The sequence below is a fragment of the Pseudomonas sp. TWI929 genome (assembly GCF_039673335.1).
Classification (GTDB): Bacteria; Pseudomonadota; Gammaproteobacteria; order Pseudomonadales; family Pseudomonadaceae; genus Aquipseudomonas.
Window position 1 is genome coordinate 45,395 of record NZ_JBDJLK010000031.1, and the last position, 13,894, is coordinate 59,288.

Annotated in this window: 16 protein-coding genes; 13 read left to right on the forward strand and 3 right to left on the reverse strand. The window is 62.5% G+C overall.

Annotated features, from left to right (window positions below; all coding sequences use genetic code 11):
* Positions 1 to 263 precede the first annotated feature (263 nt).
* Positions 264 to 794, forward strand: a complete 531-nt coding sequence (locus ABE456_RS14710; protein WP_201207791.1) for an RNA polymerase factor sigma-70 — start codon at positions 264 to 266, stop codon at positions 792 to 794.
* Positions 795 to 908: 114 nt separating this feature from the next.
* Here ABE456_RS14710 and ABE456_RS14715 read toward each other — a convergent pair whose 3' ends face one another.
* Positions 909 to 1,922: a GNAT family N-acetyltransferase gene (locus tag ABE456_RS14715; RefSeq protein ID WP_346644574.1), complete on the reverse strand. Its 1,014-nt coding sequence runs from the start codon at positions 1,920 to 1,922 to the stop codon at positions 909 to 911.
* Between the two features lie 63 nt (positions 1,923 to 1,985).
* On the reverse strand, positions 1,986 to 2,783 hold the full coding sequence (locus ABE456_RS14720; RefSeq protein ID WP_346644575.1) for a transporter substrate-binding domain-containing protein: 798 nt from the start codon (positions 2,781 to 2,783) through the stop codon (positions 1,986 to 1,988).
* A gap of 171 nt (positions 2,784 to 2,954) precedes the next feature.
* On the opposite strand from ABE456_RS14720, the gene ABE456_RS14725 reads away from it, so the two are divergent.
* Both ABE456_RS14725 and ABE456_RS14730 read left to right on the forward strand, forming a co-directional pair.
* Positions 2,955 to 3,506 carry an exonuclease domain-containing protein gene (locus tag ABE456_RS14725; protein WP_346644576.1) on the forward strand — a complete coding sequence of 184 codons (552 nt, stop codon included), beginning with the start codon at positions 2,955 to 2,957 and terminating at the stop codon, positions 3,504 to 3,506.
* Positions 3,507 to 3,581: 75 nt separating this feature from the next.
* Positions 3,582 to 3,866: a pyrimidine/purine nucleoside phosphorylase gene (locus tag ABE456_RS14730; protein WP_003259920.1), complete on the forward strand. Its 285-nt coding sequence runs from the start codon at positions 3,582 to 3,584 to the stop codon at positions 3,864 to 3,866.
* A gap of 51 nt (positions 3,867 to 3,917) precedes the next feature.
* Here ABE456_RS14730 and ABE456_RS14735 read toward each other — a convergent pair whose 3' ends face one another.
* Entirely contained in the window at positions 3,918 to 4,610 is a 693-nt protein-coding gene (locus ABE456_RS14735; RefSeq protein ID WP_346644577.1) for an alpha/beta family hydrolase, read from the reverse strand.
* A gap of 50 nt (positions 4,611 to 4,660) precedes the next feature.
* On the opposite strand from ABE456_RS14735, the gene ccoN (ABE456_RS14740) reads away from it, so the two are divergent.
* The 10 genes from ccoN (ABE456_RS14740) to ABE456_RS14785 all read left to right on the forward strand — a co-directional run bounded on the left by ccoN (ABE456_RS14740) (position 4,661) and on the right by ABE456_RS14785 (position 13,716).
* Complete coding sequence (gene ccoN / locus ABE456_RS14740; protein ID WP_051101401.1) at positions 4,661 to 6,085, forward strand: cytochrome-c oxidase, cbb3-type subunit I; 1,425 nt, start codon at positions 4,661 to 4,663, stop codon at positions 6,083 to 6,085.
* A 13-nt stretch (positions 6,086 to 6,098) separates the two neighbouring features.
* Entirely contained in the window at positions 6,099 to 6,707 is a 609-nt protein-coding gene (gene ccoO, locus ABE456_RS14745) for a cytochrome-c oxidase, cbb3-type subunit II (protein ID WP_013973492.1), read from the forward strand.
* A 5-nt stretch (positions 6,708 to 6,712) separates the two neighbouring features.
* On the forward strand, positions 6,713 to 6,907 hold the full coding sequence (locus ABE456_RS14750; protein WP_346644578.1) for a CcoQ/FixQ family Cbb3-type cytochrome c oxidase assembly chaperone: 195 nt from the start codon (positions 6,713 to 6,715) through the stop codon (positions 6,905 to 6,907).
* Positions 6,904 to 7,845 (forward strand): cytochrome-c oxidase, cbb3-type subunit III, encoded by a 942-nt coding sequence (gene ccoP, locus ABE456_RS14755; protein WP_346644579.1) that lies wholly within the window; start codon positions 6,904 to 6,906, stop codon positions 7,843 to 7,845. The genes ABE456_RS14750 and ccoP (ABE456_RS14755) overlap by 4 nt, the downstream gene beginning before the upstream one ends.
* 444 nt (positions 7,846 to 8,289) lie before the next feature.
* Positions 8,290 to 9,732: a cytochrome-c oxidase, cbb3-type subunit I gene (gene ccoN / locus ABE456_RS14760; RefSeq protein WP_015271137.1), complete on the forward strand. Its 1,443-nt coding sequence runs from the start codon at positions 8,290 to 8,292 to the stop codon at positions 9,730 to 9,732.
* Positions 9,732 to 10,340: a cytochrome-c oxidase, cbb3-type subunit II gene (gene ccoO / locus ABE456_RS14765; protein WP_003254286.1), complete on the forward strand. Its 609-nt coding sequence runs from the start codon at positions 9,732 to 9,734 to the stop codon at positions 10,338 to 10,340. Before ccoN (ABE456_RS14760) ends, ccoO (ABE456_RS14765) begins: the two co-directional genes overlap by 1 nt.
* Before the next feature lie 5 nt (positions 10,341 to 10,345).
* Positions 10,346 to 10,537 carry a cbb3-type cytochrome c oxidase subunit 3 gene (locus tag ABE456_RS14770; protein WP_346644583.1) on the forward strand — a complete coding sequence of 64 codons (192 nt, stop codon included), beginning with the start codon at positions 10,346 to 10,348 and terminating at the stop codon, positions 10,535 to 10,537.
* Complete coding sequence (gene ccoP, locus ABE456_RS14775) at positions 10,534 to 11,514, forward strand: cytochrome-c oxidase, cbb3-type subunit III (protein WP_346644580.1); 981 nt, start codon at positions 10,534 to 10,536, stop codon at positions 11,512 to 11,514. Before ABE456_RS14770 ends, ccoP (ABE456_RS14775) begins: the two co-directional genes overlap by 4 nt.
* 246 nt (positions 11,515 to 11,760) lie before the next feature.
* Positions 11,761 to 13,176 (forward strand): cytochrome c oxidase accessory protein CcoG, encoded by a 1,416-nt coding sequence (gene ccoG, locus ABE456_RS14780; protein WP_346644581.1) that lies wholly within the window; start codon positions 11,761 to 11,763, stop codon positions 13,174 to 13,176.
* 15 nt (positions 13,177 to 13,191) lie between these two features.
* Positions 13,192 to 13,716 carry a FixH family protein gene (locus ABE456_RS14785; RefSeq protein ID WP_346644582.1) on the forward strand — a complete coding sequence of 175 codons (525 nt, stop codon included), beginning with the start codon at positions 13,192 to 13,194 and terminating at the stop codon, positions 13,714 to 13,716.
* The last annotated feature ends 178 nt before the right edge of the window (positions 13,717 to 13,894 follow it).

Below are 13,894 nucleotides of genomic sequence, written 5' to 3' on the forward strand. Positions count from 1 at the left end.
CGCGAACGTGGGCGGGCAGTGCACGGCGGCCGGGATGTACACAGGGGAACGGATGGGCGGGGAAAGAAATTAAAGGGGATTGCGCAGGGGTGAACGGGGCCAGAAGTGACCGGTTTCACACTACGATCTTAGAACCGAAATATACAGGTACTAATTACGTTTCGTATTTGACAATCATTATCATTCTGAATAATTTGTCGCACGTCGTAGGAAGCTTCCCAGCCTTGGGCGCCTCCTTTCCCCTCTGTGACAAGGTGATTTCCATGGCGGAACAACTATCCACAAGTAAGTGCGATTCACCATTACTGCAGGCCTTTGTCGACAACCGCAGCATCCTGGTCAAGATCGCTGCCCGTATCACCGGCTGCCGTTCGCGCGCCGAAGACGTGGTGCAGGACGCCTTTTTCCGGCTCAGCGCCGCCCCGCAGATCACCTCGTCGTTCAAGGCGCAGCTGAGCTACCTGTTCCAGATCGTGCGCAACCTGGCAATCGACCATTACCGCAAGCAAGCGATGGAGCTGAAGTACTCCGGCAGTGAGGAGGAAGGCCTGAACGTGGTCATCCAGAACGCCTCACCCGAAGCCACCCACATCAACCTCGCCGCGCTGGACGACATTGCCGAAGCGCTGAACGAACTGCCGCAGCGCACCCGCTATGCCTTCGAGATGTACCGCCTGCATGGCGTGCCGCAGAAGGACATTGCCAAGGAGCTGGGGGTGTCACCCACCTTGGTCAACTTCATGATCCGCGATGCGCTGGTGCATTGCCGCAAGACCGCCAACCGGCAGGCCTGAAGCAACAGCGTTTCGTTCTTCGCGGGCTTGCCCGCTCCCACAGGTACGGCGCGAATTCAGGTGCGACGTCTTTCCTGTGGGAGCGGGCGAGCCCGCGAAGAAGCCAACTCGAAATCAAGCCAGCTTGCATCTATCGAAAAACCGCTCCCGCCCCAGGATCATCAGCGCCGCCCGCTTGTGCGGGAAGTCGAACTCCTTGTCGCAATGGAAGCACTGGTCATGCATGTAGCCGATCATCTTGCCGTTGTCGGCACGTGGCTCGGCCACTACCCGCTGGGTACGCGGGTCATCCAGGAACAGGTAATGCACCAGCGCCGATAGCCAGCTGGCCACTTTGTGCGGCCCGCGATGGCTCTCCTCCCCTACCAGCATGTGGATGCCACGGTCGTAGTCATCGGCCGGGTAGAACGGCGCAATGCGGTCTTCCTTGGCCCAGTACGCCTCGAAGTAGGCAAACGGCTGGTCATCGAAGCAGCCAATCAAGGTCAGGGTATGCGGGTCGGCCTCAAGTTTGTCCAGGTACTCATGGTGCTGCGCAAGTGTGCCGCCCTCCTGCCAGAAAGCTTCTACCCGCGGGTTGTTCTGCCAGCGGTTGAAGCGCTCCAGGTCCTGCTCGATCTCCAGGGTACGCAGCGACACCCAACTGCCCAGGCGCGCATCGTAGCGCCGGTACACTTCGCCACGCGGCTTGGGCGCGCGGCGTGGGTGGCGCTTGCCGTTGCTGATGTGCATCTGCTGCGGGTACACCGCAGCGACCGACTCGCCCAGCCAAGGCTGTGGCAATTGCCAGAACAGCGCCCGCTCGCACAGGTACTCACCCGGCCTTTCACCTGCCAGCAGCAGGCCACTGGACAACGCTTGTGGCTGCGCCTCGGGCAAATGCCAGGCCAGGCGCTGGCAGGCCGTGTCGCGCGACAGCAGCCAATAGCAGGCGGCCCACAAGGCCTGATAAGGGCGCTCGGGGCAAAGGTTTTCAAGATGAACATGCAAGGTGGCGCCTGCCTCCAGGCGCAACTGGATCAACGGGCGGCCTTCAAGGGTGAGGCTCAGCCAGCTGTCGCCCTCCTCGGCACTGAGGCTGCGCCAGCGTGGCGGTGAATGGGGCTGCGAAGCGGCATCGAACGGCATGGGCTTGACTCACGCAAATGAAGAAAAGGCTCACTGCTGAGAACGTTGCTGCGGTACGGGAATTTAGTCCTTTGGCACGCTGACCATGATGCGATAGGGCTCGAAGATGCGCGCCAGTTCACCGCTGTCGCGCAGGTCTCGCAGCAGGCCGGCGAACGACTGCTCGCCAATAGGCGCACCCGGGCGCAACAAGGCGTAGTGGTGATAGACCTGGTCGATGCGCTGCGAAGGCACCAGTTGCGCCCGGCTGGCCGGGTTGCGGGCCAGAAAATCGCTGAGGTAGGAGCGCGTGACCAGCGCGATGTCGGCGCGGCCGGCCTGCACCATCAGCAGGTTGCTGTCGTGGGAATAGGTAAGCGTCGCCTTGTAGGCCTTGCGCAGGTAGTCCGGGTCGGGGTTGAAGCCGGCGAACGCATAGTGATAACCGTTGAACAGCGCCAAACGTTTGCCGTTCAGGTCGTCGAAGTAATGCTGGTCACGGCCGTTGGCCTGGCGGGCAACGAACACTTCGGCATCTTCCAGGCCCATGTCCACGGTCTGGTGGGCGATTTGCTGCCAGCCCCATTGCGGGTTCTCGAAAATGGCCATGTCGGTGCGGCCTTGCTGGAAGTCACCAAAGCGCCGCTGGATGGAGGTGGGCACCAGGACGAAGTGGTAGCCCTGCTGCAAACGGTTGAGCGCCTCGACCAACTGCGGCAGCAGGCCGGTGTCGGCACCCTGCTCGGGGCGCACGGTATAGGGCGGGAAATGCGCAGCGCCAACCCTGACTTCGATCGCGTCGGCAGCCCATGCCGGCACCGCCAGCCAGGTCACGGCCAGCAGCATCAGGGTGGACAAGGCCTTGAGGGGCGCTGGAGTCAAGACGGACACTCATCACGTTTCATGCCTGGATCCGTCTAAGCTAGGCGTTTTCGGGAGGCGACACAACTACAGGTTCCTGCTCTTTATGCCAAAGCAGGCGGCAAAATGCCAGGGGGTGCCGTATGCCCGCACATTGGCTACGCTCTAGCAGGATCTGCAAGGGAGCCTGGTATGGGCCATTGGTTGGTGATCGACCTGGAAGCCACCACCGACGATGGTGGGTGGCCGGTCACAGAGATGGAAGTCATTGAAATTGGCGCAAGCCTGGTTACCCGCGAAGGCCGCGAGGTCGACCATTTCCAGCGTTTTGTGCGGCCGCGGCGGCGGCCGCAGCTGACCCCGTTTTGCCGCGAGCTGACCCACATCAGCCAGGCCAGCGTGGACAGTGCCGCGCCCTTTCGCGAGGTATGGGCAAGCTTTGAGCGCTGGCTCGGGCACCACCGTGGGCAGTTGCAGGCCTGGGTCAGCTGGGGCGACTACGACCGCCAGCAACTGCACCAGGAGTGGCAGCAGCACGGGCTCGACAGCCTGCTGCGCACCTTGCCGCACATCAACCTCAAGCAGCGCTTTGCCAAGGCCCGCCACCTGCAGCGCCCAGCCGGCCTGAACGGTGCCCTGCAACTGGCCGGCATGCACTTTTGCGGGCAGCAGCACCGGGCCCTGGAAGATGCACGCAACACGGCGCGGTTGCTGCCGTTGAGCCTACCGGCGAACAGCACCTGAAAGCAGATGACGGGGCCTGTGGGCTTGGGCATACTGGCCAGCCCTTTTTCATCCCCCCCTTTTCAGGAGTCGCCCATGTTCCAGGTCAACGAGTACTTCAACGGCACCGTCAAGTCGATCGCATTCGCGGGCGAAGAAGGCCCGGCCACTGTCGGCGTGATGGCCCCGGGTGAATACGAGTTTGGTACTGCCAAGCGTGAAATCATGCACGTGGTTTCCGGTGCCCTGACCGTGAAACTGCCAGGTAGCGACAACTGGGAAACCTTCAAAGCCGGCGACAAGTTCAATGTACCGGCTGACAGCAAGTTCCAGCTGCAGGTGAAGGTGGATACCGCCTACCTGTGCGAGTACCGCGACTAAGCGCCGGCCTGTTCCGGCCTCTTGGCGGGCAAGCCCGCGAAGAGGCCAGCGCTATTTCGACAGGAATGCAGCAACCCTCTCAGCCGCCGCCTGCATATGCTGCTCATGGCTGAACCCCGAGGCCTTCAGCGGCTTCAGGTCATGGTCCCCCGCCACTAGCCAGCTCACCTCGATCGCCGGCGACAACGCATACCCCGCCACCGCCTCGCGGTTGCCCAGCGCATCGCGCTCGCCCTGCACGATCAACGTCGGCGTCTTCAAGCCAGCCAGGTGCTCGACCCGCGGCTTCTCCGGCTTGCCCACCGCATAGAACGGATAGCCCAGGCACACCAGCGCATCCGCGCCCAACTCATCGGCCAACAGGCTGGCCATGCGCCCGCCCATGGACTTGCCGCCCACCGCCAGCTTGCCCGCGACCAAAGGTCGCACCTGCCGGTACACCTCGCGCCAGCATTCCAGCAACACCTTCTGCGGGTTCGGCGGCCGCTTGCCGCCAGCAACCCTGCGCTCGGCCATGTACGGGAACTCGAAGCGCACTACCGCTACCCCAAGCGCCGCAAGCCTTTGCGCCATTTCGTCCATGAACCCGCTATCCATTGGCGCACCTGCGCCATGGGCCAGGATCAGGCAGCCCTTGTAGCCGTCTTTACCTTCAACCTGCGGAAGATCGCAGCGCAAGCCTGGGACATTTCCGACCTTCGCCCATTGATCCCCGTCAATACCGGCACTTTGCCCATTAATCATGCTTGCCTCGCTGTAAAGCCTGCCAAATAACCGTGGATGGGAACCCATACATGAACACAACCAGCAGTACCGCCTATAACTACAAGGTGGTCCGCCAATTCGCCATCATGACGGTGGTGTGGGGAATCGTCGGGATGGGGCTCGGCGTCTTCATCGCCGCCCAGCTCGCCTGGCCTTCCCTCAACTTCGACCTCCCCTGGACCAGCTTCGGCCGCCTGCGCCCCCTGCATACCAATGCGGTGATCTTCGCCTTCGGCGGCTGTGCGCTGTTCGCCACCTCCTATTATTCGGTGCAACGCACCTGCCAGACCACCCTGTTCGCACCGGGCCTGGCCGCGTTCACCTTCTGGGGCTGGCAACTGGTGATCCTGCTGGCGGCAATCAGCCTGCCACTGGGCTACACCAGCTCCAAGGAATACGCCGAACTGGAATGGCCGATCGACATCCTGATCACCATTGTCTGGGTGAGCTACGCCATCGTGTTCTTCGGCACGCTGATGAAGCGCAACACCAAGCACATCTACGTGGGCAACTGGTTCTTCGGCGGGTTCATCCTCACCGTGGCGATGCTGCACATCGTCAACAACCTGGAACTGCCCGTCAGCCTGACCAAGTCGTACTCGATCTACGCCGGCGCCACCGACGCCATGGTGCAGTGGTGGTATGGCCACAACGCGGTGGGCTTCTTCCTGACCGCGGGCTTCCTGGGGATGATGTACTACTACGTGCCCAAGCAGGCCGAACGCCCGGTGTATTCCTATCGCCTGTCGATCGTGCACTTCTGGGCGCTGATCACCCTGTACATCTGGGCTGGCCCGCACCACCTGCACTACACCGCCCTGCCGGACTGGGCACAGTCGCTGGGCATGGTGATGTCGCTGATCCTGCTGGCACCCAGCTGGGGCGGCATGATCAACGGCATGATGACCCTGTCGGGCGCCTGGCACAAACTGCGCAGCGACCCGATCCTGCGCTTCCTGGTGGTGTCGCTGGCGTTCTACGGCATGTCCACCTTCGAAGGCCCGATGATGGCCATCAAGACGGTCAACGCGCTGTCCCACTACACCGACTGGACCATCGGCCACGTGCACGCCGGCGCCCTCGGCTGGGTGGCAATGATCTCGATCGGCGCGCTGTACCACACCATCCCGAAAGTGTTCGGCAAAGAGCGCATGTACAGCATCGGCCTGATCAACGCGCACTTCTGGCTGGCCACCATCGGCACCGTGCTGTACATCGCCTCGATGTGGGTCAACGGTATCGCCCAGGGCCTGATGTGGCGCGCAGTCAACAGCGACGGCACGCTCACCTACTCGTTCGTGGAAACCCTGGTGGCCAGCCACCCAGGCTTCATCGTGCGCTTCGTCGGCGGTGCGATCTTCCTCAGCGGCATGTTCCTGATGGCCTGGAACACCTGGCGCACCGTGCGTTCGCCGGCACTTGATGTTGCCCCTGCGAACGCCCAGCTGGCTTGAGGAGACCTGCCTGATGAAACATGAAGTCATCGAGAAAAACGTCGGCCTGCTGGCCTTGCTGATGGTGTTCGCCGTCAGCATCGGCGGCCTGACCCAGATCGTCCCGCTGTTCTTCCAGGACGTCACCAACAAGCCGGTGGAAGGCATGAAGCCCTACACCGCGCTGCAACTGGAAGGCCGCGATATCTACATCCGCGAAGGCTGCGTGGGCTGCCACTCGCAGATGATCCGCCCGTTCCGCGCCGAAACCGAGCGCTACGGCCACTACTCGGTTGCCGGTGAAAGCGTGTGGGACCACCCGTTCCTGTGGGGCTCCAAACGCACCGGGCCGGACCTGGCCCGGGTCGGTGGCCGTTACTCGGACGACTGGCACCGTGCGCACCTGTACAACCCGCGCAACGTGGTACCGGAGTCGAAGATGCCGTCGTACCCGTGGCTGGTCGCCCAACAGGTCGACAACAGCCACACCGATACCAAGATGCGCACCCTGCGCACCCTCGGCGTGCCGTACACCGACGACGACATTGCCGGGGCCCGCGACGCGGTCAAGGGCAAGACCGAGATGGACGCGCTGGTCGCCTACCTGCAGGTGCTTGGCACCGCGATCAAGAACAAGAGGTAAGTGCGATGGAACTGGACATCGGCATGATCCGCGGCCTGGGCACCCTGGTGGTGATGATCGCTTTCATCGGCCTCACCCTGTGGGTATTCAACCGCCGCCGCGACCGTGATTTCGCCGAAGCGCGCCTGCTGCCCTTCGTCGACGACCGCCTGCCCCCTGCCGGGCAGGAACCTGCTGCCATTAGGAGTAACGGGCAATGACCACCTTCTGGAGTACGTACATCAGCGTACTGACCATCGGCAGCCTGATTGGCCTGACCTGGCTGCTGCTCGCCACCCGCAAGGGCCAGAGCAACAACACCACCGACCAGACCATGGGCCACAGCTTCGACGGCATCGAGGAGTACGACAACCCGCTGCCCAAGTGGTGGTTCTGGCTGTTCGTCGGCACCCTGGTGTTCTCGGTCGGCTACCTGATCCTCTACCCGGGCCTGGGCAACTGGAAAGGCATTCTGCCGGGCTATGAAAATGGCTGGACCGGCGCCAACGAATGGCAGAAGGAAATGGACAAGGCCGACGCCAAGTTCGGGCCGATCTTCGCCAAGTATGCGGCCATGCCCGTGGAAGAAGTGGCCAAGGACCCACAGGCGCTGAAAATGGGCAGCCGCCTGTTTGCCTCCAACTGCTCGGTGTGCCATGGCTCGGACGCCAAGGGTGCCTTTGGCTTCCCCAACCTCACCGACAAGGACTGGCGCTGGGGTGGTGAAGCGGAAACCATCAAGGCTTCGATCATGAACGGCCGCCACGGCGTGATGCCGGCCTGGGCCGAGGTGATCGGCGAGCAGGGCGTGGCTGATGTGGCCGCGTTCGTGCTGACCAGCATGGAGGGCCGCAGCCTGCCGGAAGGCGCCAAGGCCGATCCGGCCAAGGGCAAGGAGATTTTCGCCGGCAACTGCGTGGCCTGCCACGGGCCGGAAGGCAAAGGTACGCCAGCCATGGGCGCGCCAAACCTGACCCACCCGCAGGCGTTCATCTACGGTTCGAGCTTTGCCCAGTTGCAGCAGACCATCCGCTATGGCCGCCAGGGGCAGATGCCGGCGCAGGCCGAGACCCAGGGCAACGACAAGGTGCACCTGCTGGCGGCGTATGTGTACAGCCTGTCGCAGGATCAAGCTTCGCCAGAGCTGACAGCCAAGTAACATCCCTTCGCGGGTGAACCCGCTCCCACCGGTACTGCGCCACATTTGAAGGTTGCGCCTGACCTGTGGGAGCGGGTTTACCCGCGAATGGGCTGCGCAGCAGCCCCTCTCCCCGCTCCACCCCTCCCTTGCACCCCCTCCGAACAGAACTAAGCTTGTTGCCTCAGTGGGCTTCGCGCCGAAAGGACCGAAGCAGACGCGGCGCATAGCCTGTCGCCGTCCCGATAAAAAGCTTGACCGATCGATCAGAAAAAGGTGAAAAACGGTACACATTACAAATATTTATTTGTGTACAATCGCCCGGACCCGATCACTGCGGGACATCAGTGAACGGGCTCGGGCACGGGTCGGCGTACCAAAGTTGCGTTGCGGTAATCCAAGTGGTTATCAATACTGGCGCCGATTTTTCGACCAACAAGAACATTAAAACCGTGGAACCTTAGAATGAGCACAGCAATCAGTCCGACTGCTTATAACTATAAGGTCGTCCGCCAGTTCGCCATCATGACGGTGGTCTGGGGGATCCTTGGCATGGGCCTCGGCGTCTTCATCGCCTCGCAGCTGGTATGGCCGCAATTGAACCTGGACCTACCCTGGACCAGCTTCGGCCGCCTGCGCCCGCTGCACACCAACCTGGTGATCTTCGCCTTCGGGGGCTGTGCGCTGTTCGGCACCAGCTACTACGTGGTGCAGCGCACCTGCCAGACCCGGCTGATCTCCGACAGCATGGCCGCCTTCACCTTCTGGGGTTGGCAGGCAGTGATCGTCGGTGCACTGATCACCCTGCCGATGGGCTACACCACCACCAAGGAATACGCCGAGCTCGAGTGGCCACTGGCGATCCTGCTGGCCATCGTCTGGGTCACCTACGGGCTGGTGTTCTTCGGCACCATCGTCAAGCGCAAGACCAAGCACATCTACGTCGGCAACTGGTTCTACGGTGCCTTCATCGTGGTTACCGCGATGCTGCACATCGTCAACCACATCTCGCTGCCGGTGAGCCTGTTCAAGTCGTACTCGGCCTACTCCGGCGCCACCGACGCGATGATCCAGTGGTGGTACGGCCACAACGCCGTAGGTTTCTTCCTCACCACCGGCTTCCTGGGGATGATGTACTACTTCGTACCCAAGCAGGCCGAGCGGCCGATCTACTCGTATCGCCTGTCCATCGTGCACTTCTGGGCGCTGATCACCCTGTACATCTGGGCCGGCCCGCACCACCTGCACTACACCGCCCTGCCTGACTGGGCGCAGTCGCTGGGCATGGTGATGTCGATCATCCTGCTGGCACCCAGCTGGGGCGGCATGATCAACGGCATGATGACCCTGTCCGGTGCCTGGCACAAACTGCGCACCGACCCGATCCTGCGCTTCCTGGTGGTGTCGCTGGCGTTCTACGGCATGTCCACCTTCGAAGGCCCGATGATGGCCATCAAGACCGTAAACTCGCTGTCGCACTACACCGACTGGACCATCGGCCACGTCCACGCCGGCGCCCTCGGCTGGGTAGCGATGATCTCGATCGGTGCGGTGTACCACATGATCCCGCGCCTGTACGGCCGCGAGCAGATGCACAGCGTTGGCCTGATCAACGCGCACTTCTGGCTGGCCACCATCGGTACCGTGCTGTACATCGCCTCGATGTGGGTCAACGGCATCACCCAAGGCCTGATGTGGCGCGCCATCAACGATGACGGCACCCTCACCTACTCGTTCGTCGAAGCCCTGCAGGCCAGCCACCCTGGCTATATCGTCCGCGCCCTGGGCGGTGCGTTCTTCGCCACCGGCATGCTGCTGATGGCCTACAACGTGTTCCGTACCGTACGTGCCGCCAACCCGGCACAGGCTGAGGAAGCCGCCAAGATCGTCGTTGTGGGAGCGCACTGATGAAGCATGAAGCCGTCGAGAAGAACATAGGCCTGCTGGCCTTCTTCATGGTCATCGCCGTGAGCGTCGGTGGCCTGACCCAGATCGTCCCGCTGTTTTTCCAGGACGTCACCAACAAACCGGTCGAAGGCATGAAGCCGCGCACCGCGCTGGAGCTGGAAGGCCGCGATATCTATATCCGCGAAGGCTGCGTGGGCTGCCACTCGCAGATGATCCGCCCGTTCCGCGCCGAAACCGAGCGCTACGGCCACTACTCGGTGGCCGGTGAAAGCGTGTGGGACCACCCGTTCCTGTGGGGCTCCAAGCGTACCGGGCCGGACCTGGCCCGCGTCGGTGGCCGCTACTCCGATGACTGGCACCGCGCGCACCTGTACAACCCGCGCAACGTGGTACCGGAATCGAAGATGCCGTCGTACCCGTGGCTGGTCGAGAACAAACTCGACGGCAAGGACACCGCGAAGAAGATGGAAGTACTGCGCACACTCGGCACCCCGTACACCGACGCCGACATCGCCGGCGCACGTGATGCGGTCAAGGGCAAGACCGAAATGGACGCCATCGTCGCGTACCTGCAAGGTCTTGGCACCATCATCAAGAGCAAACGGTGACGCTGATGGATATCGGGATGATTCGCGGCCTGGGCACCGTCGTGGTGATGGTGGCCTTCGTGGGCCTGGCGCTGTGGGTGTTCAACCCACGGCGTAAAAAGGACTTCGACGAAGCGACCCAACTGCCCTTCGCGGATGCCCCCGAGGCCAGCCGGCACGTCGAGCACGCAAAAGCTTCTGGGAGCAAAAAACAATGACAACCTTCTGGAGTCTGTACGTTACCGTCCTGACCCTGGGCACCATCTTCTCGTTGACCTGGCTGCTGCTGTCGACCCGCAAGGGCCAGCGCGAAGAGGTTACCGACGAAACCGTCGGGCATGCCTTCGATGGCATTGAGGAGTACGACAACCCGCTGCCCAAGTGGTGGTTCTGGCTGTTCGTCGGCACCATCATCTTCGCCCTCGGCTACCTGGTGCTGTACCCGGGCCTGGGCAACTGGAAAGGCATCCTGCCGGGCTACTCGTACCTGGATAACGACAAGCAGACCGAGTTTTCCAACGGCCAGCCAGGCTGGACCGGCGTGCACGAGTGGGAAAAGGAAATGGCCAAGGCCGACGCCCGCTTCGGGCCGATCTTCGCCAAGTTCGCCGCCATGCCTCTGGAGGAAGTGGCCAAGGACCCGCAGGCGCTGAAAATGGGCGCACGGCTGTTTGCCTCCAACTGCTCGGTGTGCCACGGCTCCGACGCCAAGGGTGCCTTCGGCTTCCCCAACCTGACCGACAACGACTGGCGCTGGGGCGGCGAGCCGGACACCATCAAGACCACCATCATGGGCGGCCGCCACGGCGTGATGCCGGCCTGGGCCGAGGTGATCGGTGAACAGGGTGTGGCCGACGTGGCCGCGTTCGTGGTCAGCAAGCTTGATGGCCGCACGCTGCCGGAAGGCGCGAAGGCCGATGCCGAGAACGGGCAGAAGATCTTCGCCGCCAACTGCGTGGCCTGCCACGGGCCGGAAGGCAAGGGTACGCCAGCCATGGGCGCGCCGAACCTGACCCACCCGCAGGCGTTCATCTACGGTTCGAGCTTTGCCCAGTTGCAGCAGACCATCCGTTATGGCCGCCAGGGGCAGATGCCGGCCCAGGAGCAGATGCAGGGTAACGACAAGGTGCACCTGCTGGCGGCTTATGTGTATAGCCTGTCGCACCAGGACCAGGCACCGGCCAAGGCTGAGTAAGCAGGCCTGGCCTCTTCGCGGGTAAACCCGCGAAGAGGCTAGCAAATGCACCACCTGATGACCTGGATCAATTGACACCCGCCATAACACGTTTCACACCACGAACCCAACGCGACTAAAGGTCGCAGTGCGGCCCCATACCGCCATCAGCGGCGTATCATGGACCGCAGAGCGCTAGCAGATTGCGCGAGACTGCGGCCGGCACGCACTGGCCGCGGCGTTTCTCCACTGCCGTGGGACTTGATGATGAGCAAGCAAATTCCGGTACATGACGTCACCCCGCCTGCCAACAAAGGGAAGGATTCCGTCGACCTCTACGCCTCCCGTGAGAAAATCTACACCCGCGCCTTCACCGGCCTGTTCCGCCGCCTGCGCATGGCTGGCGGTGCGGTGCTGTTCCTGCTGTACTTCGGCACCGTCTGGCTGAACTGGGGCGGCCACCAGGCCGTGTGGTGGAACCTGCCAGAGCGCAAGTTCTACATCTTCGGCGCCACCATCTGGCCGCAGGACTTCATCCTGCTCTCGGGCATCCTCATCGTCGCCGCCTTCGGCCTGTTCTTCGTCACGGTCTACGCCGGCCGAGTGTGGTGTGGCTACACCTGCCCGCAAAGCGTGTGGACATGGATCTTCATGTGGTGCGAAAAGGTCACCGAGGGCGACCGCAACCAGCGCATGAAGCTCGACAAAGCGCCCATGAGCGGCAACAAGTTCCTGCGCAAGTTCGCCAAGCACAGCCTGTGGCTGCTGATCGGCTTCGTCACCGGCATGACCTTCGTCGGCTACTTCTCGCCGATCCGTGAACTGGTCATCGAATTCTTCACAGGCCAAGCCGATGGCTGGGCCTACTTCTGGGTCGGTTTCTTCACCCTTGCCACCTACGGCAACGCCGGCTGGCTGCGCGAGCAGGTGTGCGTATACATGTGCCCTTACGCACGCTTCCAGAGCGTGATGTTCGACAAGGACACACTGATCGTGTCCTACGACCCGCGCCGTGGCGAAACCCGTGGCCCACGTAAAAAAGATGCCGACTACAAAGCCCAAGGCCTGGGTGACTGCATCGACTGCACGATGTGCGTGCAGGTCTGCCCCACCGGCATCGACATCCGTGACGGCTTGCAGATCGAGTGCATTGGCTGCGCAGCCTGCATCGACGCCTGCGACAGCATCATGGACAAGATGAACTACCCCAAAGGGCTGATCAGCTACACCACCGAGCACAACCTGTCAGGGCAGAAAACCCACATGCTGCGCCCACGCCTGATCGGCTATGCCGTGGTGCTGCTGGTGATGATGGTTGGCCTGGCCACGGCCTTCGCCACCCGTTCGCTGGTCGGTTTCGACGTCAGCAAGGACCGTGTGCTGTACCGTGAGAACGCCCAGGGCCGGATCGAGAACGTGTACAGCCTGAAAGTGATGAACAAGGACCAGCGCGACCACGTCTACGTGCTGGACGCCACCGGCCTGCCAGACCTCAAGCTCGCAGGCCAGCGCGAGATCCGCGTGGCCGCCGGTGATATTGTCAGCCTGCCGGTACAACTGTCGGTCGCCCCGGAAAAACTGCCGTCGACCACCAACGAAATCACCTTCATCCTCAAGAGCGCCGACGACAGCGCTGCCCAGGTTGAAGCCAAGAGCCGCTTCATCGGCCCACAGATCCGCTAAGAGAGATAACCAACAATGCCTGCCACCGCCGCCAGCCCCTGGTACAAGCACCTCTGGCCCTGGATCATCATCGGCATCCTCACCACCTCGGTGTGCCTGAGCCTGACCATGGTCAGCATCGCCGTGCACAACCCGGACAACCTGGTGAACGACAACTACTACGAGGCCGGCAAGGGCATCAACCGCTCGCTGGACCGTGAACTGCTGGCGCAGAACCTGGGCCTGAAGGCCAGCATGCACCTGGACGAACTGACCGGCGAAGTGGACCTGCGCCTGACCGGCAGCAGCGACCCACAGAGCCTGGAGCTGAACCTGATTTCGCCCACCCAGCCGGACAAGGACCGCAAGGTGCTGCTGAGCCGGGTCGAGGCGGGGCGTTATGTGGGGCAACTGGAAGACAAGGTTGACGGGCGGCGTTTCGTTGAGTTGCTGGGCAGTGAAGGTGGCCAGGTGTGGCGGCTGTTCGAAGAGGAGAAGGTCGAGCATGGCGTGACCTTGCAACTGGGTGACGAAGCACTGCAAGGCGCCGAACACCAATAACCGCACCATCACCGCCCCTTGTGGGAGCGGGTTTACCCGCGAATGCGTCAGCCCTGAAAACATCATTGCCTGATCTGACGCATTCGCGGGGAAACCCGCTCCCACAGGTACCGTGTCCAGCCAGCGATGTGTGTTAGGCCAAGATGTGATGTCCCAACCCCCCCCCTGCTCCCACTGC

Bases quoted from the DNA above. Each gene is read 5' to 3' on its own strand.
- ABE456_RS14710 (WP_201207791.1), top strand. From the start codon at position 264: ATGGCGGAACAACTATCCACAAGTAAGTGCGATTCACCATTACTGCAG.
- ABE456_RS14715 (WP_346644574.1), bottom strand. From the start codon at position 1,922: ATGCCGTTCGATGCCGCTTCGCAGCCCCATTCACCGCCACGCTGGCGC.
- ABE456_RS14725 (WP_346644576.1), top strand. From the start codon at position 2,955: ATGGGCCATTGGTTGGTGATCGACCTGGAAGCCACCACCGACGATGGT.
- ABE456_RS14730 (WP_003259920.1), top strand. From the start codon at position 3,582: ATGTTCCAGGTCAACGAGTACTTCAACGGCACCGTCAAGTCGATCGCA.
- ABE456_RS14735 (WP_346644577.1), bottom strand. From the start codon at position 4,610: ATGATTAATGGGCAAAGTGCCGGTATTGACGGGGATCAATGGGCGAAG.
- ccoN (WP_051101401.1), top strand. From the start codon at position 4,661: ATGAACACAACCAGCAGTACCGCCTATAACTACAAGGTGGTCCGCCAA.
- ccoO (WP_013973492.1), top strand. From the start codon at position 6,099: ATGAAACATGAAGTCATCGAGAAAAACGTCGGCCTGCTGGCCTTGCTG.
- ABE456_RS14750 (WP_346644578.1), top strand. From the start codon at position 6,713: ATGGAACTGGACATCGGCATGATCCGCGGCCTGGGCACCCTGGTGGTG.
- ccoP (WP_346644579.1), top strand. From the start codon at position 6,904: ATGACCACCTTCTGGAGTACGTACATCAGCGTACTGACCATCGGCAGC.
- ccoN (WP_015271137.1), top strand. From the start codon at position 8,290: ATGAGCACAGCAATCAGTCCGACTGCTTATAACTATAAGGTCGTCCGC.
- ccoO (WP_003254286.1), top strand. From the start codon at position 9,732: ATGAAGCATGAAGCCGTCGAGAAGAACATAGGCCTGCTGGCCTTCTTC.
- ABE456_RS14770 (WP_346644583.1), top strand. From the start codon at position 10,346: ATGGATATCGGGATGATTCGCGGCCTGGGCACCGTCGTGGTGATGGTG.
- ccoP (WP_346644580.1), top strand. From the start codon at position 10,534: ATGACAACCTTCTGGAGTCTGTACGTTACCGTCCTGACCCTGGGCACC.
- ccoG (WP_346644581.1), top strand. From the start codon at position 11,761: ATGAGCAAGCAAATTCCGGTACATGACGTCACCCCGCCTGCCAACAAA.
- ABE456_RS14785 (WP_346644582.1), top strand. From the start codon at position 13,192: ATGCCTGCCACCGCCGCCAGCCCCTGGTACAAGCACCTCTGGCCCTGG.